At 54.8% G+C, this 18,626-nt stretch carries 12 protein-coding genes; 6 read left to right on the top strand and 6 right to left on the bottom strand.

What is annotated here, in order from left to right:
• The first annotated feature begins 116 nt into the window (after positions 1 to 116).
• The gene (locus tag BH714_RS18550; RefSeq protein WP_040018644.1) at positions 117 to 2,507 is read left to right on the top strand and encodes a glucose/quinate/shikimate family membrane-bound PQQ-dependent dehydrogenase; all 2,391 of its coding nucleotides are present in this window, start codon (positions 117 to 119) and stop codon (positions 2,505 to 2,507) included.
• 96 nt (positions 2,508 to 2,603) lie between these two features.
• Here BH714_RS18550 and cueO read toward each other — a convergent pair whose 3' ends face one another.
• Entirely contained in the window at positions 2,604 to 4,163 is a 1,560-nt protein-coding gene (gene cueO, locus BH714_RS18545; RefSeq protein ID WP_040018643.1) for a multicopper oxidase CueO, read from the bottom strand.
• 145 nt (positions 4,164 to 4,308) lie between these two features.
• Here cueO and BH714_RS18540 point away from each other — a divergent pair, with 145 nt between their 5' ends.
• The 3 genes from BH714_RS18540 to speD all read left to right on the top strand — a co-directional run bounded on the left by BH714_RS18540 (position 4,309) and on the right by speD (position 6,437).
• The gene (locus BH714_RS18540) at positions 4,309 to 4,656 is read left to right on the top strand and encodes a YacC family pilotin-like protein (protein ID WP_014882582.1); all 348 of its coding nucleotides are present in this window, start codon (positions 4,309 to 4,311) and stop codon (positions 4,654 to 4,656) included.
• A 116-nt stretch (positions 4,657 to 4,772) separates the two neighbouring features.
• Complete coding sequence (speE, locus tag BH714_RS18535; protein WP_014168661.1) at positions 4,773 to 5,642, top strand: polyamine aminopropyltransferase; 870 nt, start codon at positions 4,773 to 4,775, stop codon at positions 5,640 to 5,642.
• Positions 5,643 to 6,437, top strand: a complete 795-nt coding sequence (gene speD / locus BH714_RS18530; protein ID WP_014168660.1) for an adenosylmethionine decarboxylase — start codon at positions 5,643 to 5,645, stop codon at positions 6,435 to 6,437.
• A 31-nt stretch (positions 6,438 to 6,468) separates the two neighbouring features.
• Here the strand turns inward: speD and yacL are convergent, their stop codons facing one another.
• A complete protein-coding gene (yacL, locus tag BH714_RS18525) occupies positions 6,469 to 6,831 on the bottom strand; it encodes a protein YacL (RefSeq protein WP_014168659.1) in 363 nt (120 codons plus the stop codon).
• 188 nt (positions 6,832 to 7,019) lie between these two features.
• A complete protein-coding gene (gene acnB, locus BH714_RS18520; RefSeq protein ID WP_020882592.1) occupies positions 7,020 to 9,617 on the bottom strand; it encodes a bifunctional aconitate hydratase 2/2-methylisocitrate dehydratase in 2,598 nt (865 codons plus the stop codon).
• Between the two features lie 412 nt (positions 9,618 to 10,029).
• Between acnB and BH714_RS18515 the strand changes: the two genes are divergently transcribed.
• Positions 10,030 to 11,568 (top strand): DUF3300 domain-containing protein, encoded by a 1,539-nt coding sequence (locus BH714_RS18515; protein ID WP_040018641.1) that lies wholly within the window; start codon positions 10,030 to 10,032, stop codon positions 11,566 to 11,568.
• Positions 11,569 to 11,578: 10 nt separating this feature from the next.
• Entirely contained in the window at positions 11,579 to 12,370 is a 792-nt protein-coding gene (locus tag BH714_RS18510) for a DUF2950 family protein (RefSeq protein ID WP_020882590.1), read from the top strand.
• A gap of 52 nt (positions 12,371 to 12,422) precedes the next feature.
• Here BH714_RS18510 and lpdA read toward each other — a convergent pair whose 3' ends face one another.
• From lpdA to aceE, 3 genes are all read right to left on the bottom strand, one after another.
• Positions 12,423 to 13,847: a dihydrolipoyl dehydrogenase gene (gene lpdA / locus BH714_RS18505; protein WP_020882589.1), complete on the bottom strand. Its 1,425-nt coding sequence runs from the start codon at positions 13,845 to 13,847 to the stop codon at positions 12,423 to 12,425.
• Positions 13,848 to 14,045: 198 nt separating this feature from the next.
• Positions 14,046 to 15,938 (bottom strand): pyruvate dehydrogenase complex dihydrolipoyllysine-residue acetyltransferase, encoded by a 1,893-nt coding sequence (gene aceF / locus BH714_RS18500; protein WP_040018639.1) that lies wholly within the window; start codon positions 15,936 to 15,938, stop codon positions 14,046 to 14,048.
• Between the two features lie 14 nt (positions 15,939 to 15,952).
• Entirely contained in the window at positions 15,953 to 18,616 is a 2,664-nt protein-coding gene (gene aceE, locus BH714_RS18495; RefSeq protein ID WP_014168653.1) for a pyruvate dehydrogenase (acetyl-transferring), homodimeric type, read from the bottom strand.
• Positions 18,617 to 18,626: the final 10 nt, after the last annotated feature.

The following is an 18,626-nucleotide window of genomic DNA, read 5'->3' as shown; positions in this document are numbered from 1 at the left end:
TGGATACACCTGGCGCATGAGTTATAAAAAGCAAATATTGTGATTCCGATCACACTTGTTAATACCTATAATTAGTTGCTAGCAAATAATTAACAAAACTGACGAGTACACTTTCTATGGCTGAAATAAAAACTCAACAGCCACGTCTACTGGTGACATTAACAGCGCTATTCGCCGCCTTCTGCGGCCTGTATCTGTTAATCGGTGGCGTCTGGCTGGCCGCAATTGGCGGCTCCTGGTACTACCCTATTGCGGGTCTGGTTATGCTTGGCGTAACCGTCCTGTTGTGGCGTAGAAAACAATCCGCGCTATGGCTTTATGCTGCTTTACTCCTCGCAACCATGATCTGGGGCGTCTGGGAAGTCGGTTTCGACTTCTGGGCACTGACGCCGCGCAGTGACATCCTGGTCTTCTTTGGTATCTGGCTGATCCTGCCGTTCGTGTGGCGTCGCCTGATTATTCCTTCAAGCGGTGCCGTTGCGGCGCTGGTGGTTGCCCTGCTGATCAGCGGCGGTATTCTCACCTGGGCCGGTTTTAACGACCCGCAGGAGATTAACGGTACGCTGAATGCCGAATCCACCCCAGCTGCGGCTATCTCGCAGGTCGCGGATGGCGACTGGCCAGCTTATGGCCGTAATCAGGAAGGTCAGCGCTACTCCCCGCTCAAGCAGATCAACGCGGACAACGTTAAGAACCTGAAGGAAGCCTGGGTATTCCGTACCGGCGACCTGAAGATGCCAAACGATCCGGGTGAACTGACCAACGAAGTGACGCCGATTAAAGTCGGTAACATGCTTTATCTGTGCACCGCGCACCAGCGTCTGTTCGCGCTTGACGCGGCCACCGGTAAAGAGAAATGGCACTTCGATCCGCAGCTGAACTCCAACCCGTCGTTCCAGCACATCACCTGCCGTGGCGTCTCTTACCACGAAGCGAGTGCTGATAATGCGAGCCCTGAAGTCATTGCCGACTGTCCTCGCCGCATCATGCTGCCGGTAAACGATGGCCGCCTGTTCGCGATCAATGCCGAAACCGGTAAGCTGTGTGAGACCTTTGCCAACAAAGGTATCCTGAATCTGCAGACCAACATGCCGGACACCACGCCGGGTCTGTATGAGCCAACCTCACCGCCGATCATCACCGATAAAACTATCGTGATTGCCGGCTCGGTAACCGATAACTTCTCCACCCGCGAAACCTCTGGCGTTATCCGTGGTTTTGACGTGAACACCGGTAAACTGCTGTGGGCCTTCGACCCGGGCGCGAAAGATCCAAACGCGATCCCATCGGACGAACACACCTTTACCTTTAACTCACCTAACTCCTGGGCACCGGCGGCGTATGACGCGAAGCTGGACCTGGTCTACCTGCCGATGGGCGTCACCACGCCAGATATCTGGGGGGGTAACCGTACACCTGAGCAAGAGCGTTATGCCAGCTCTATCGTGGCGCTGAACGCGACCACCGGTAAACTGGCCTGGAGCTACCAGACTGTTCACCACGACCTGTGGGATATGGACATGCCGTCCCAGCCGACGCTGGCTGACATTACCGTTAACGGCAAAACCGTTCCGGTGATTTATGCACCCGCGAAAACGGGCAACATCTTTGTGCTGGATCGCAGCAACGGTAAGCTGGTTGTCCCGGCACCCGAAAAACCCGTTCCGCAGGGCGCTGCCAAAGGCGACTATGTCACCAAAACACAGCCGTTCTCTGACCTGAGCTTCCGTCCGAAGAAAGATCTCAGCGGTGCAGACATGTGGGGTGCCACAATGTTTGACCAGCTGGTGTGCCGCGTGATGTTCCATCAGCTGCGCTATGAAGGTATCTTCACGCCACCTTCTGAGCAGGGCACGCTGGTCTTCCCGGGTAACCTGGGCATGTTCGAATGGGGTGGGATCTCCGTTGACCCTAACCGTCAGGTGGCGATTGCCAACCCGATGGCCCTGCCGTTTGTTTCTAAGCTTATTCCACGCGGTCCAGGCAACCCAATGGAGCAGCCTAAAGATGCTAAAGGCAGCGGTACAGAAGCGGGTATTCAGCCGCAGTATGGCGTGCCCTATGGCGTCACGCTGAACCCGTTCCTGTCGCCGTTTGGTCTGCCGTGTAAACAGCCTGCCTGGGGTTATATCTCCGGCCTGGATCTGAAAACTAACCAGATCGTCTGGAAAAAACGTATTGGTACGCCTCAGGACAGCATGCCGTTCCCGATGCCAGTTCCTGTCCCGTTCAATATGGGTATGCCAATGCTGGGTGGTCCAATTTCTACCGCCGGTAACGTGCTGTTCATCGCGGCAACCGCCGATAACTACCTGCGCGCGTACAACATGACCAACGGTGAAAAACTGTGGCAAGGCCGTCTGCCAGCAGGTGGACAGGCAACGCCGATGACCTATGAAGTGAATGGCAAGCAGTACGTTGTCATCTCTGCGGGTGGTCATGGTTCGTTTGGTACGAAGATGGGCGACTACATTGTGGCTTATGCTTTACCCGACGACGCTAAATAATTAACACCGCCAACGGTAAAAAAAACGGCAACTTCGGTTGCCGTTTTTATTGCTTATCCCCTGTGGACCGGGGGCTGGGCATCAGGCCACACGATATTAAACCGTGAACCCCAGCATCATGCCCGTATCTTCATGCTCCAGCAGATGGCAGTGCGCCATATAGGCAAACGCCTTCGGTGCCTCGTGGTCAAATTTCACCAGCACCTCACTGACGCCACCTTCAACCCTGACGGTGTCTTTCCATCCCGCGCGATGCGCCTGTGGCACGTTACCGTTTTCAGAAAGGATGCGGAACTGGGTGCCGTGAATATGGAACGGATGCAGCATCATGTCGCCTTCGCCTGAAATCACCCAGCGTTCAAACTGCCCTTTTGCGGCAGCAAACATTGGCGTGTTCATGTCGAACGCTTTGCCATTGATCATGTTGGCATTGTGGAAATCGAAATCATGGCCACCGTGCCCCATGCCGCCCATTTTACCGTGGTCCATATTCATATGGCCCATCATCTCTCCGTGGTGCATACCCGCCATCGCCTGATTGCCATATTTCGCCATCAGTGCCTGCATGCCCATCATATCGAGCATCGGGTTCATGGACAGTTGCAGCTTGCGTTGGGTCAGGCCCTCGAGAGAAGGTAGCGCCGGGAGCGTGGTCAGGGTATCCGGCAGCATGCCCGAGGCCGTGACCTGCAGCGGCTGGATCTGCAGCACCGGGTGCGGCTTATCAAAGGGTGCAACCGCCATTCCCATCTGACTGACCGGTAGCGTGACCAGGTCAAACGGTTTGCCGTCGCTGATATCCACCAGCACCTCAAAACGCTCCCCCATCAGCATCGGTAGCGCATCCACCTTCACCGGTTCAGGCAGCAGCCCCCCGTCGCTTGCGACCACGTACAGAGGGCGTTTATCGCTGGTGGCGAAATTCAGTGAGCGGGCGTTGCAGCCGTTGAGCAGGCGTAAGCGCAGCCAGCCTTTCGGTGCCGCATGCTGCGGGTAAATGGCACCGTTGGTCAGCAGGGTGTCGCCAAACCAGCCTACCGCCGCGCTCATGACGTCCAGCTGGTAATCAATTTGCCCGTCAGCGGTGAATTTTTTGTCTTGCACAATGACCGGCACATCGTCGATGCCCCACTGTTTGGGCAGGCGCAGCAAACGGCTTTCGTCATCTTCAATCAGCACCAGTCCCGCCAGCCCCATCGCCACCTGATGGCCCGTTTTGCCATGCTGATGGGGGTGGAACCAGCAGGTCGCGGCGCGCTGGTCCGGGGTAAAGGTCACGCTTCGCTTACCGCCCGGTTTTATGATGCCCTGCGGCCCCCCATCCACCTCGCCCGGCACTTCCAGTCCGTGCCAGTGCAACGTGGTCTCCTCAGCCAGCGTGTTATGGATATCCACCGTCACCGCTTTCCCTTTACGTAACTGAAGTGCCGGGCCGAGAAGATTGCCGTTATAACCCCACGTTGTCGCACTGTGTGCGCCAAAGGTCGTTTTACCGGACTGGACAACAAGCTGGATGCGGCTTCGGGCATCTGCGGTGAGTAAATCAGGGATCGGTAAGGCAGGTCTGTCGGCCGCAAAAGCCGCGCGGCTCCACAGCGGTAAAGCGCTGGCTACGCCAAGCGCAACGGAATATTTTAAAAAATCACGGCGTTGCATGTTCATTTCCTTATTTCCAGCAGGCGATCTTTTGAGCATAAACCCTCCCCTTACCGGAAGGTCAAGTGAAGCGGTAATAATAAAGATCGTCGGCCTGGCATCAAGTATGCTAACGTTAATTTTCCGTGATGCAGTGGTAGAAGCAATGAAGACGTTTTTCAGAACAATTTTGTTCGGTAGCCTGATGGCGATGTGTGCGAACAGTTACGCGCTGAGTGAAAATGAAGCGGAAGATATGGCCGATCTGACGGCAGTTTTTGTCTTTCTGAAAAACGATTGTGGTTACCAGAATTTGCCCAACGGGCAGATTCGTCGCGCACTGGTCTTTTTTGCCCAGCAAAACCAATGGGATCTCAGCAACTACGATAGCTTCGACATGAAGGCGCTCGGCGAAGACAGCTACCGCGATTTAAGCGGTATTGGTATCCCTACCGCCAAAAAATGCAAAGCGCTGGCTCGCGATTCACTCAGCCTGCTCGCCTACGTGAAATAACCTTCCCGACGCCCCCTTGTTGAGCCTATAGCCGTGCAACCACGGTTATAGTTAGCTATCATGTTTCGCTCATTTTTTGTGAGCGTAACGGATGTTAACAAAGGAGGAGTCCGCGTATGGCCGACCACACGTTGTGGCATGAAACACTGCATGACCAGTTTGGTCAGTACTTTGCCGTTGATAACGTGCTCTATCATGAGAAAACCGATCACCAGGATCTGATCATCTTCGAGAATGCCGCCTTTGGCCGCGTGATGGCGCTGGACGGTGTCGTGCAAACGACCGAGCGTGACGAGTTTATCTATCATGAGATGATGACCCACGTTCCGCTGCTGGCACACGGGCATGCGAAGCATGTTCTGATTATCGGTGGTGGTGATGGCGCAATGCTGCGTGAAGTCTCCCGCCATCAATCCATCGAAACCATTACGATGGTGGAAATTGATGCCGGCGTGGTCTCTTTCTGTCGTCAGTACCTGCCGAACCATAACGCCGGTAGCTATGACGATCCGCGCTTCAGTCTGGTCATTGATGATGGGGTTAACTTCGTTAATCAGACGACCCAGACCTTCGACGTTATTATCTCCGACTGTACCGACCCGATCGGTCCCGGCGCGTCGCTGTTTACCTCCGATTTCTACGAAGGCTGCAAGCGCTGCCTGAAGCCGGGCGGGATTTTCGTGGCACAAAACGGCGTCTGCTTCCTGCAGCAGGATGAAGCCCTCGACAGCCATCGCAAGCTGAGCACCTATTTTGGCGATGTCAGCTTCTATCAGGCCGCTATTCCGACGTACTACGGCGGGATCATGACCTTTGCCTGGGCGACAGATAACGACGTACTGCGCCATCTTTCCACCGAAATTATTCAGGCCCGCTTCCACCAGGCCGGTCTTACGTGCCGTTACTACAATCCGGCAGTTCATACCGCAGCGTTTGCCTTACCGCAGTACCTGCAAGACGCATTATCCACTAAGGGGGTGAGCTAATTGAAAAAGCTTAAACTGCATGGCTTTAACAACCTGACCAAAAGCCTGAGTTTTTGTATTTACGATATCTGCTATGCCAAAACAGCGGAAGAACGCGATGGTTACATCGCCTATATCGATGAACTCTACAATGCCAACCGTCTGACCGAGATCCTGTCAGAAACCTGTTCGATTATCGGCGCGAATATCCTGAATATCGCCCGTCAGGATTATGAACCTCAGGGTGCCAGCGTCACGATTCTGGTCAGCGAAGAGCCGGTCGACCCTCAACTTATCGATAAAACAGAACATCCGGGCCCGCTGCCGGAAGTGGTCGTCGCCCATCTCGATAAAAGCCACATTTGCGTGCACACCTACCCGGAAAGCCATCCTGAAGGCGGTCTGTGTACTTTCCGTGCCGATATCGAAGTGTCGACCTGCGGCGTGATCTCCCCGCTGAACGCGCTGAACTATTTAATCCACCAGCTGGAATCCGATATCGTGACGATTGATTATCGCGTGCGAGGCTTTACCCGTGACATTAACGGCATGAAGCACTTTATCGATCACGAGATCAATTCCATTCAGAACTTTATGTCCGACGACATGAAGTCGCTGTATGACATGATGGATGTGAACGTGTATCAGGAAAATATCTTCCATACCAAGATGTTACTTAAGGAGTTCGACCTTAAGCACTACATGTTCCATACCCGACCAGAAGATTTAAGCGAAGAAGAGCGCAAGGCCATTACTGACCTGCTCTGGAAAGAGATGCGCGAAATCTACTACGGCCGCAATATTCCGACCGTGTAAACCGCGCTGGGAGCAAGGACGCTCCGGTGTGCTATTTCTGTTTCATGAACGCCCGGTACGCCGTTACGACTTGTAAAAAGTCTTCTACGCCGCACAGCGACAGACTCTCTTCATCGTAGTAGCTCATCCCCTCTTCCATCTCATCACCGGAGAATTCAAGCTGGTTGGCACGCACCATCACCTCTTCGCCATCCATCCACAGCGTGTATTCGTGCCCGGCACGTTGCCAGGAGCGTTCACTGCCTTTCACCGTATTTGCCGCCTGTTCAACTTCGTCCAGAAGGGCGAGATTCTCTTTCACCTCTTCGTTGAACCAGTGTCCAACAGCTTCGTGGCCCATCGACATACGCACTTTCACCACTCCGGTGATGTCGCGCAGAAATTCGTAATCCATAGTATTTTCCTCTGCAAAGCCATTACGCTAATTATCGCAGCAGAGAGGAAGAAAAAAAGCGTGGGAGGCAGGAGGAATGAAAATAAAAAGGTGAGAGCAAGACCTTGCGGTCTGATGCCCTCACCCTGTCCCTCTCCAGGGGAGAGGGTGCAAACACAAAACCGCCTCCGTGAAGACGGTTTAGCTGTTTATACTGCCGTCTGGAAGATAACCCCGTCAGCCTTCTCGGTGTACTGAGAGAGCTGGTCGAAGTTCAGATAGCGATAGGTATCTACCGCCGTCTTATCCACCTGAGCCACAAAGGTCTGGTACTCTTCCGGCGTTGGCAGTTTACCAATCAGTGCCGCAACCGCCGCCAGCTCCGCAGAGGCCAGGTAGACGTTAGCACCGGTACCTAAACGGTTCGGGAAGTTACGGGTAGAGGTGGAAACCACCGTCGCACCGTCAGCCACACGCGCCTGGTTACCCATACACAGGGAACAGCCAGGAATTTCGATACGCGCACCGCTCTTACCGAACACGCTGTAGTAGCCCTCTTCGGTCAGCTGAGCCGCATCCATACGGGTTGGCGGAGCCACCCACAGACGCGTTGGCAGCTGGCCTTTGTGGGTATCCAGCAGCTTACCGGCAGCACGGAAGTGGCCGATGTTGGTCATACAGGATCCGATGAACACTTCGTCGATCTTGTCGCCCTGAACGTCGGAAAGCAGACGCGCGTCGTCCGGATCGTTTGGTGCACACAGGATTGGCTCTTTGATATCCGCCAGATCGATGTCGATCACTGCCGCGTATTCTGCGTCAGCATCGGCTTCCAGCAGCTGTGGATCCGCCAGCCATTTTTCCATGCCCTGAATACGGCGCTCCAGCGTACGACGGTCGCCGTAGCCTTCTGCAATCATCCACTTCAGCAGCACGATGTTAGAGGTCAGATACTCAATAATCGGCTCTTTGTTCAGCTTGATGGTACAGCCAGCAGCAGAACGCTCCGCGGACGCATCGGTCAGTTCGAACGCCTGCTCGACTTTCAGATCCGGCAGACCTTCAATTTCCAGAATACGGCCAGAGAAGATGTTTTTCTTCCCTTTCTTCTCAACGGTCAGCAGACCCTGTTTGATGGCATACAGAGGAATAGCATGCACGAGGTCACGCAGGGTGATACCCGGCTGCATTTTGCCCTTGAAGCGCACCAGAACCGATTCTGGCATATCCAGCGGCATCACGCCGGTTGCAGCAGCAAACGCCACCAGCCCCGAGCCCGCCGGGAAGGAGATACCGATTGGGAAACGGGTATGGGAATCACCACCGGTACCGACGGTATCAGGCAGCAGCATACGGTTCAGCCAGGAGTGAATAACACCGTCACCCGGACGCAGCGACACACCGCCACGGTTCATGATGAAGTCAGGCAGCGTGTGGTGCGTGGTCACGTCAACCGGCTTCGGATACGCGGCAGTGTGACAGAAGCTCTGCATCACCAGGTCAGAAGAGAAGCCCAGGCACGCCAGGTCTTTCAGTTCATCACGGGTCATTGGGCCGGTGGTGTCCTGAGACCCCACGGAGGTCATCTTCGGTTCGCAGTACGCGCCAGGACGGACACCGGCGACGCCGCAGGCGCGACCCACCATTTTCTGCGCCAGGGAGTAACCACGATTGCTTTCCGCCACATCCTTCGCATGACGGAACACGTCGCTGTGCGGCAGACCCAGCGCTTCACGCGCTTTGGTCGTCAGGCCACGACCGATGATCAGCGGAATACGGCCACCGGCACGCACTTCGTCAATCAGCACGTCGGTTTTCAGCTCAAAACTCGCCAGCAGTTCGTTGGTTTCGTGGTTGCGCACTTCACCTTTGAACGGGTAAACGTCAATCACGTCGCCCATATTCAGGTTAGAGACATCCACTTCGATCGGCAGTGCGCCCGCATCTTCCATGGTGTTGAAGAAGATTGGCGCAATTTTGCCGCCCAGCACCAGGCCGCCGCCACGTTTGTTAGGCACATGAGGAATGTCATCGCCCATGAACCACAGTACGGAGTTGGTCGCGGACTTACGGGACGAACCGGTACCCACTACGTCACCGACGTATGCCAGCGGGAAACCTTTTTCCTGCAGGGCTTCGATCTGTTTGATCGGGCCAACGCTGCCCGGCTGATCCGGCTCAATACCTTCACGGGCGTTTTTCAGCATCGCCAGCGCGTGCAGAGGAATATCAGGACGAGACCACGCATCCGGTGCCGGAGAGAGGTCATCGGTGTTAGTTTCACCGGTCACTTTGAAGACGGTAACGGTGATTTTTTCAGCCAGTGCAGGACGGTTCAGGAACCATTCGGCATCGGCCCAGGATTGCATAACCTGTTTCGCGTAGGCGTTGCCGGCTTTGGCTTTTTCTTCCACATCGTAGAAGTTATCGAACATCAGCAGCGTTGAGGAGAGCGCTTTGGCGGCAATCGGTGCCAGCGTGTCGTTATCCAGTGCGTCAATCAGCGGATGAATGTTGTAGCCACCCTGCATGGTACCGAGCAGTTCAATAGCTTTTTCAGGAGTAACCAGTGGGGAGGTTGCTTCGCCTTTGGCGACGGCGGCAAGGAATCCGGCTTTTACGTAGGCAGCTTCATCTACGCCAGGCGGTACACGGTTGATCAACAGATCTAACAGGAATTCTTCTTCGCCCTTAGGCGGGTTCTTCAGCAGCTCGACGAGCGCGGCCATTTGGGTTGCATCTAAAGGTTTGGGTACAATTCCCTCGGCGGCACGTTCTGCTACGTGCTTACGGTATTCTTCTAGCACGACGGTTCTCCTCGCTCTCATTGTCATATGCGGCGGGCGTTCTCTTCACGCTCCTGTGAGACAGCAGTTTGTAGGGTAAATGCCCGATACCGCGTCGGGCAGCATAGCAGGATTTCTGCACAGTGTTAATCCGTTTACAAAAAAGCAACATTAAAAAATTTGCTGAATCGTTAAGCATGGTGTAGCGGGCAGGTGCAACGAATTCTGACTGCAAAAACCGTGAGTGCGACCTTCTGAATATTCCGGCGGCATTTCAGCCATCCGATATAATTGTGTAATAAATACTCACACTCTTTATCCGGACGTACCGGATGATTCCCCACAAAAGTCAAAACAGTAAAAGACGGGTGATTGATACTCACGCCAACCGTAACGCCTCACGGCACAGCGCTTGTCTCGTTGGAGTCATTTTATGAAGTTGCCCTTTAAGCCACAACTGCTTGTCCTTCTGTGCAGTGCCGGGCTGTTTGCCGCCTCAGGCGTCATGTTCGTTAAAAGCCGCGCAACGGAGCCTGTGGCTCCTGCCCCCGTCGCACAACAACCGGCTGCGCCGCCTGCCGCCCCTGCCGCTCAGCCAGCACCGGTCGTCGCGCCAGCCTACACGGCTGCGCAAATTGATCAGTGGGTTGCTCCCATCGCGCTCTACCCGGATGCCCTGCTATCGCAAATTTTGATGGCTTCGACTTATCCAGCCAACGTCATCCAGGCAGCACAGTGGTCAAAAGACAACCCTAAACTGCAGGGCGATGCCGCCATTCAGGCCGTGGCGAATCAACCCTGGGATCCGAGCGTGAAATCACTGGTGGCGTTTCCTCAGCTGATGTCCCTGATGGGCGAAAATCCACCCTGGGTGCAGAGCCTGGGCGACGCGTTTCTCGCGCAGCCGAAAGATGTGATGGATTCCGTGCAACGTCTGCGTTTGCTGGCGCAGCAAACCGGTGCATTGCAATCAACACCGCAGCAAACGGTCACCACCGAGACAAAACCGGCCCCGGCGAAAACGGCCACCGGCCAGACAACAAGCACCGCCACGACGTCAGCCCCGACGGTCATTAAAATTGAGTCCGCCGACCCGCAGGTGGTTTACGTTCCCACCTACAACCCGAATACCGTGTATGGCACCTGGCCGAACACCGCTTATCCGCCCGTCTATTTACCGCCCTCCCCGGGAGAGCAGTTTACGGACAGCCTGGTCAAAGGCTTAGGGTTCAGCCTGGGCGTGGCGACAACCTACGCTATTTTCAGCAACATCGACTGGGATGATGACGATGACTGGGATCACCACCATGATGACGACTGGGATCACCACGGCGGTTATAACCGCAACGGTGATAACAACATCAATATCAACGTTGAGAACTTTAATAAAATCAGCGGCCAGCGCCTGACGGACGCCAACCGCACCTGGCAGCATAACCCGGCCTATCGTGAAGGAGTGCCCTATCCCACTAACACGCTCAACAATCGCTTCCACTCAACGAACATGGCAACGGGGCTAAGCGCGACGCAGCAAAAACCGGTCAACCGGGACAGCCAACGGCAGGCTGCGCTGAGCCAGATGGAGAAATCAACGGGAAAAACCTTCCCGCAGACCGCGCGTCCGGGCACCAAAGATGCACAGCGTCAGGCGTCAACCGCCCAGCTGAAGCAAATTTCCCAGCGCAACAACTACCGGGGCTACGACACCAAACCGCAAACGGCACAGCGGACAGCCGCTAAGACGCGAGACAGCCGCCCGACCACCTCGCAAAGGCAAGAGAAACGGGTTTCGCAGCCTGCGCGGAGTAGCCAGCCGCGCGCCAATGCGCTCAGCGGTAACGACAGTCGTTCCGCCAACTGGCAAGCCCAGCAGCAGCGAGGCGCCCAGAGCAGGCAACAGGCAGCCCGCCATCAGCAACCGCGCCAGACGTCTACCGGGCGTGCTGAACACCGTGAATTCCGTCACCGTTAAGGAAGCCGACATGAAAAGCAAATTACTCAGTGGGATCGCGTTATTCATGCTGTCGGCCGCCGCAATGGCGCAGCAATCTTTCAGCACACCAGACCAGGCAACCGATGCGCTGGCCAGCGCCATCAGTGAGCAAAATGAAAGCGCGATGAACACCCTGCTCGGTGAGAACTGGCGTGATTTCCTGCCGCCGGAAGGGGTGGATCCTGATGCCGTGGATCGCTTCCTGCGCGACTGGAAAGTTCGGCACAATACGGTCGTTGACGGGAATAAGGCACATCTTGTGGTCGGTGACAGCGACTGGCAGCTACCGATTCCGGTGATCAAAACCGCCTCTGGCTGGCAATTTGATATCAAAGAAGGGGCTGAAGAGATCCTGACCCGCGAGATTGGCCGCAACGAGCTCGCCGCCATCGAGGCGCTGCACGCGTATGTGGATGCACAGCAAAGCTATTTTGCGCTGAACCAGAAATATGCGCAGAAGATTGTCAGCTCAGCCGGCAAAAAAGACGGCTTATACTGGCCGGCCTCGCCCGGCGAAGCCCCCAGCCCACTCGGTCCGGCCTTCAGCCCGAAAGAACCCGGCACTGGCTATCACGGCTACCGTTTTCGCATCCTGCCGGATAAAAATGGTTTTGCCATGGTGGCCTGGCCAGTCAGCTACGGCCAGACGGGCGTGATGAGCTTTGTAATAAACCAGACCGACAAGGTGTACCAGTCGGACCTCGGCAGCGAGTCAGAGAAGAAAGCGCAGGCGTTACCTGCTTATCACCTGGATCACACCTGGCAACCGGTCGCCCCATAACGCAGGCAAAAAAAACGCCTCCGGAGGAGGCGTTTCGCAATCATGAAGAAACTTATTTCTTCTTCGCTTTCGCGTTAGGCAGGTCGGTGATGCTACCTTCGAACACTTCTGCCGCCAGGCCAACAGACTCGTGCAGAGTCGGGTGAGCGTGGATAGTCAGCGCGATGTCTTCAGCGTCACAACCCATTTCGATAGCCAGACCGATTTCACCCAGCAGCTCGCCGCCGTTGGTACCGACAATCGCACCACCGATCACACGGTGAGTCTCTTTGTCGAAGATCAGTTTGGTCATACCGTCTGCGCAGTCGGAAGCGATAGCACGGCCAGAAGCAGCCCACGGGAAGGTGGCGGTTTCGTAGCTGATGCCTTTCTCTTTCGCTTCTTTCTCAGTCAGACCCACCCATGCCACTTCTGGCTCGGTGTAAGCGATAGATGGGATCACTTTCGGATCGAAGTAGTGTTTCATGCCGGCGATAACTTCAGCGGCAACGTGACCTTCGTGAACACCTTTGTGCGCCAGCATTGGCTGACCGACGATATCGCCGATAGCAAAGATGTGCGGCACGTTGGTGCGCAGCTGTTTGTCAACGCGGATGAAGCCACGGTCGTCCACTTCCACGCCTGCTTTGCCCGCGTCGAGGTTTTTACCGTTCGGCACACGGCCGATAGCCACCAGCACGGCGTCGTAACGCTGTGGTTCGGCAGGGGCTTTTTTGCCTTCCATGGAAACGTAAATACCGTCTTCTTTTGCTTCAACGGCAGTCACTTTAGTTTCCAGCATCAGGTTGAATTTCTTGCTGATACGTTTGGTGAAGACTTTAACGATGTCTTTATCGGCAGCCGGGATAACCTGGTCGAACATTTCAACCACGTCGATCTCTGAACCCAGCGCATGGTACACGGTACCCATTTCCAGACCGATGATACCGCCACCCATAACCAGCATACGCTTAGGTACGGATTTCAGCTCCAGCGCATCGGTGGAATCCCACACGCGTGGATCTTCATGTGGAATGAATGGCAGCTGAATTGGACGGGAGCCCGCAGCGATGATCGCGTTGTCGAAGTTAATAACGGTTTTGCCGTTTTCGCCTTCCACTTCCAGGGTGTTCGCGCCGGTGAATTTACCCAGACCGTTGACCACTTTCACTTTACGGCCTTTGGCCATACCTGCCAGACCACCGGTCAGCTGAGTGATAACTTTCTCTTTCCAGGTACGAATCTTGTCGATATCGGTTTTCGGCTCGCCGAAGACGATACCGTGTTCAGCCAGTGCTTTGGCTTCTTCGATAACTTTCGCAACGTGCAGCAGAGCTTTAGAAGGGATACAGCCTACGTTCAGGCAAACACCACCGAGGGTGTTGTAGCGTTCTACGATTACGGTTTCCAGACCTAAATCAGCGCAACGGAAGGCAGCAGAGTAACCCGCCGGGCCTGCCCCAAGTACCACGACCTGAGTTTTGATTTCAGTACTCATCATGACCTCTTATTGATTTCCGGCGGTCCAGGTACTTGTCGCCCTTCATCCACCGGGACGTTCTATCCGCCCGCAGTTTACAAAATTGTTAACAATTTTGAAACAACAAACGGCTCACGAATTGTCGCTTTTCGCCAATAACCTCACAGACCACATGAGATTAACAGAAAAAAGCCGGCCGACTGGCCGGCTTTTCGATTACATCACCAGGCGGCGAATGTCGCTCAGGGTGTTGTTGATGATGGTGATGAAACGCGCACCATCAGCACCGTCGATCACGCGGTGGTCGAAGGACAGAGAGATTGGCATCATCAGACGCGGCACGAACTCTTTGCCATTCCATACCGGTTCCATCGCGGACTTGGACACACCGAGGATAGCCACTTCCGGCGCGTTAACAATCGGTGCGAAGTGGGTAGTACCCAGGCCGCCGATGCTGGAGATAGTGAAGCAGCCACCCTGCATTTCGCCGGCAGTCAGCTTACCATCACGCGCTTTTTTGGAGATGGTGGTCAGTTCACGGGACAGCTCAGTGATGCTCTTCTTGTTCACGTCTTTAAAGACCGGAACAACCAGACCATTTGGCGTATCAACCGCAACACCGATATTGATGTATTTCTTCAGCGTCAGCTTCTGGCCATCTTCGGACAGGGAGCTGTTGAAGCGTGGCATCTGCTCAAGCGCCGCAGCAACGGCTTTCATGATGAAGACGACTGGGGTGAATTTCACGTCCAGTTTACGCTTCTCAGCTTCGGCATTCTGCTGTTTACGGAACGCTTCCAGATCGGTGATATCCGTTTTGTCGAAGTGCGTAACGTGCGGGATCATGACCCAGTTACGGCTCAGGTTGGCACCAGAGATTTTCTGGATACGACCCAGTTCCACTTCTTCGATTTCACCGAACTTGCTGAAGTCCACTTTCGGCCATGGCAGCATGCCCGGGATACCGCCGCCAGCAGCAGCAGCAGGGGCAGCTTCAGCGCGTTTCACCGCATCTTTCACATAGGCCTGAACGTCTTCGCGCAGGATACGACCTTTACGGCCAGTCCCTTTCACTTTCGCCAGGTTTACACCGAATTCGCGCGCCAGGCGACGAATCAGTGGCGTAGCGTGAACGTAAGCGTCGTTCTCAGCGAACTCAGATTTACCTTCTGCTTTTGCAGCAGGGGCAGCAGCAGGTTTGGCCGCCTGAGCCGGTGCAGCGGCAGGTGCTGGTGCAGCAGCGGCTGCCGGAGCAGCTGGCGCAGCGCCTTCCACTTCGAAGACCATGATCAGAGAGCCCGTAGACACTTTGTCGCCGGTGCTGATTTTGATCTCTTTAACGGTACCCGCGAATGGCGCGGGTACTTCCATAGACGCTTTGTCGCCTTCTACGGTGATCAGTGACTGTTCAGCAGCAACTTTGTCGCCCACTTTCACCATCACTTCGGTGACTTCAACTTCGTCACCACCGATGTCAGGTACGTTGACATCTTTCGCACCGCCAGCAGCAGGTGCAGCGGCCGGCGCTGGCGCAGCAGCCTGAGCAGGCGCGGCAGCAGGTGCAGCACCTGCCACTTCGAAGATCATGATCAGAGAGCCGGTAGAAACTTTGTCACCGGTGTTGATCTTGATCTCTTTAACCGTACCCGCGAATGGCGCCGGCACTTCCATAGAGGCTTTGTCGCCTTCTACGGTGATCAGGGACTGCTCAGCCGTAACGCTATCGCCCACTTTCACCAGGATTTCAGTGACTTCTACTTCGTCACCGCCGATGTCAGGCACGTTGACTTCTTTTGCCGCAGCAGCTGCTGGTGCAGCAGCCGCAGGAGCAGCTTCTTTCTTCTCTTCCTGCGCAGGTGCAGCAGCTGCTGCACCGTCGGCGGAATCGAAAATCATGATCAGTTTGCCAGTCTCGGTTTTATCGCCAACAGAGACTTTGATCTCTTTAACGATGCCAGCCTGAGGAGACGGAACTTCCATAGAGGCTTTATCGCCTTCTACAGTGATCAGCGACTGTTCAGCTTCAACTTTGTCGCCCACTTTGACCAGGATCTCGGTGATTTCAACTTCATCAGCCCCGATGTCCGGTACTTTGATTTCGATAGCCATTCTTCTTTTACCTCTTACGCCAGACGCGGGTTAACTTTATCTGCATCGATGTTGAATTTGGTGATTGCGTCCGCAACCACTTTCTTATCGATTTCGCCACGTTTAGCCAGTTCGCCCAGTGCTGCTACAACCACGTAAGATGCATCCACTTCGAAGTGGTGACGCAGGTTTTCGCGGCTGTCAGAACGACCGAAGCCGTCAGTACCCAGTACGCGGTAATCATCAGCCGGTACGTAAGTACGAACCTGCTCAGCGAACAGTTTCATATAGTCAGTAGACGCAACCGCAGGCGCGTCGTTCATCACCTGAGCGATGTATGGAACGCGTGGCGTTTCCATTGGGTGCAGCATGTTCCAGCGCTCACAATCCTGGCCATCACGCGCCAGTTCAGTGAAGGACGTTACGCTGTACACGTCAGAGCCAACGCCGTAGTCGTTCGCCAGGATCTGTGCCGCTTCACGTACGTGACGCAGGATTGAACCGGAGCCCAGCAGCTGAACTTTACCTTTGCTACCTGCAACGGTTTCGAGTTTGTAGATACCTTTACGGATACCTTCCTCGGCACCTGCTGGCATGGCCGGCATGTGGTAGTTTTCGTTCAGCGTGGTGATGTAGTAGTAAATGTTCTCTTGCGCTTCACCGTACATGCGCTGCAGACCGTCATGCATGATGACTGCCACTTCGTACGCGTAAGACGGGTCGTAAGAGATACAGTTAGGAATAGTCAGAGACTGAATATGGCTGTGACCATCTTCGTGCTGCAGACCTTCACCGTTCAGGGTCGTACGACCAGAAGTACCACCGATCAGGAAGCCGCGAGCCTGCTGGTCGCCTGCCTGCCAGCACAGGTCACCGATACGCTGGAACCCGAACATGGAGTAGTAAATGTAGAACGGGATCATCGGCAGGTTGTTGGTGCTGTAAGAGGTCGCAGCAGCCAGCCAGGATGCGCCTGCGCCCAGCTCGTTGATACCTTCCTGCAGGATCTGACCTTTCTCGTCTTCTTTGTAGTAAGCAACCTGCTCACGGTCCTGCGGGGTGTACTGCTGGCCGTTCGGGCTGTAAATACCGATCTGACGGAACAGACCTTCCATACCGAAAGTACGCGCTTCGTCGGCAATGATTGGAACCAGACGATCTTTGATCGACTTGTTCTTCAGCATCACGTTCAGGGCACGAACGAAAGCGATAGTGGTAGAGATCTCTTTGTTCTGCTCTTCCAGCAGCTGAGAGAAATCTTCCAGCGCTGGCAGTTCCAGCTTCTCGGTGAAGTTAGGCTGACGAGCTGGCAGGTAGCCTTTCAGCGCCTGACGACGTTCGTGCAGGTACTTATGCTCTTCAGAACCTTCAGGGAAGGTGATGTAAGACAGGTTTTCTACCTGCTCATCGGTCACTGGAACGTTGAAACGGTCGCGGATATAACGCACGCCGTCCATGTTCATTTTCTTAACCTGGTGAGCGATGTTTTTACCTTCTGCGGTATCACCCATGCCGTAACCTTTGATGGTATGGGCCAGGATTACAGTCGCTTTACCTTTGGTTTCACGCGCTTTTTTCAGTGCAGCGTAAATTTTCTTCGGATCGTGGCCGCCACGGTTCAGAGCCCAGATCTGTTCGTCAGTCCAGTCTGCAACCAGTGCTGCGGTTTCAGGATATTTACCGAAGAAGTGCTCACGAACGTAGGCACCGTCTTTGGATTTGAAGGTCTGGTAGTCACCGTCAACGGTTTCGTTCATCAGCTGGATCAGTTTACCGCTGGTGTCTTTACGCAGCAGTTCGTCCCAACGGGAACCCCACATCACTTTGATCACGTTCCAGCCAGCACCTGCGAAGATGCCTTCCAGTTCGTTGATGATCTTGCCGTTACCGGTTACCGGACCATCCAGACGCTGCAGGTTACAGTTGATGATGAAGCACAGGTTGTCCAGTTTCTCACGGGTCGCAATGGTGATTGCGCCTTTCGATTCTGGCTCATCCATCTCGCCATCGCCCAGGAAGGCGTAGACGGTCTGTTCAGAGGTGTCTTTCAGACCACGGTGTTCCAGATATTTCAGGAATTTAGCCTGATAGATAGCACCGATTGGGCCCAGCCCCATGGATACTGTCGGGAACTGCCAGAATTCTGGCATCAGTTTAGGGTGTGGGTAAGAAGACAGACCTTTACCGTGAACTTCCTGACGGAAGTTGTTCATCTGCTCTTCAGTCAGACGACCTTCCAGGAATGCACGTGCATAGATGCCCGGAGAGATGTGGCCCTGGAAGTACACCAGATCGCCGCCGTCTTTCTCGTTAGCTGCACGGAAGAAGTGGTTGAAACACACTTCGTAAACGGTCGCAGAAGACTGGAAGGACGCCATGTGGCCACCCAGCTCCAGGTCTTTCTTGGACGCGCGCAGAACGGTCATGATGGCGTTCCAGCGGATTGCAGAACGGATACGGCGTTCCAGATCCAGATTGCCCGGGTATTCCGGTTCGTCTTCAACGGCAATCGTGTTTACGTAGTTGCTAGCCCCTGCACCTGAAGCAACCTTCACACCGCCTTTGCGGGCTTCAGAAAGCAGCTGATCAATCAGATACTGAGCACGCTCAACACCTTCTTCACGGATGACCGATTCGATCGCCTGTAGCCAGTCGCGAGTTTCGATCGGATCCACGTCATTTTGGAGACGTTCTGACATGGGGGTATTC

The organism is Enterobacter ludwigii (assembly GCF_001750725.1).
Taxonomy (GTDB): Bacteria; Pseudomonadota; Gammaproteobacteria; order Enterobacterales; family Enterobacteriaceae; genus Enterobacter; species Enterobacter ludwigii.
Note: the sequence above shows the minus strand (reverse complement) of the source record. Positions and strands in the feature narration are given on the sequence as shown.

Bases quoted from the DNA above. Each gene is read 5' to 3' on its own strand.
- BH714_RS18550 (WP_040018644.1), top strand. From the start codon at position 117: ATGGCTGAAATAAAAACTCAACAGCCACGTCTACTGGTGACATTAACA.
- cueO (WP_040018643.1), bottom strand. From the start codon at position 4,163: ATGCAACGCCGTGATTTTTTAAAATATTCCGTTGCGCTTGGCGTAGCC.
- BH714_RS18540 (WP_014882582.1), top strand. From the start codon at position 4,309: ATGAAGACGTTTTTCAGAACAATTTTGTTCGGTAGCCTGATGGCGATG.
- speE (WP_014168661.1), top strand. From the start codon at position 4,773: ATGGCCGACCACACGTTGTGGCATGAAACACTGCATGACCAGTTTGGT.
- yacL (WP_014168659.1), bottom strand. From the start codon at position 6,831: ATGGATTACGAATTTCTGCGCGACATCACCGGAGTGGTGAAAGTGCGT.
- BH714_RS18515 (WP_040018641.1), top strand. From the start codon at position 10,030: ATGAAGTTGCCCTTTAAGCCACAACTGCTTGTCCTTCTGTGCAGTGCC.
- BH714_RS18510 (WP_020882590.1), top strand. From the start codon at position 11,579: ATGAAAAGCAAATTACTCAGTGGGATCGCGTTATTCATGCTGTCGGCC.
- lpdA (WP_020882589.1), bottom strand. From the start codon at position 13,847: ATGAGTACTGAAATCAAAACTCAGGTCGTGGTACTTGGGGCAGGCCCG.
- aceF (WP_040018639.1), bottom strand. From the start codon at position 15,938: ATGGCTATCGAAATCAAAGTACCGGACATCGGGGCTGATGAAGTTGAA.
- aceE (WP_014168653.1), bottom strand. From the start codon at position 18,616: ATGTCAGAACGTCTCCAAAATGACGTGGATCCGATCGAAACTCGCGAC.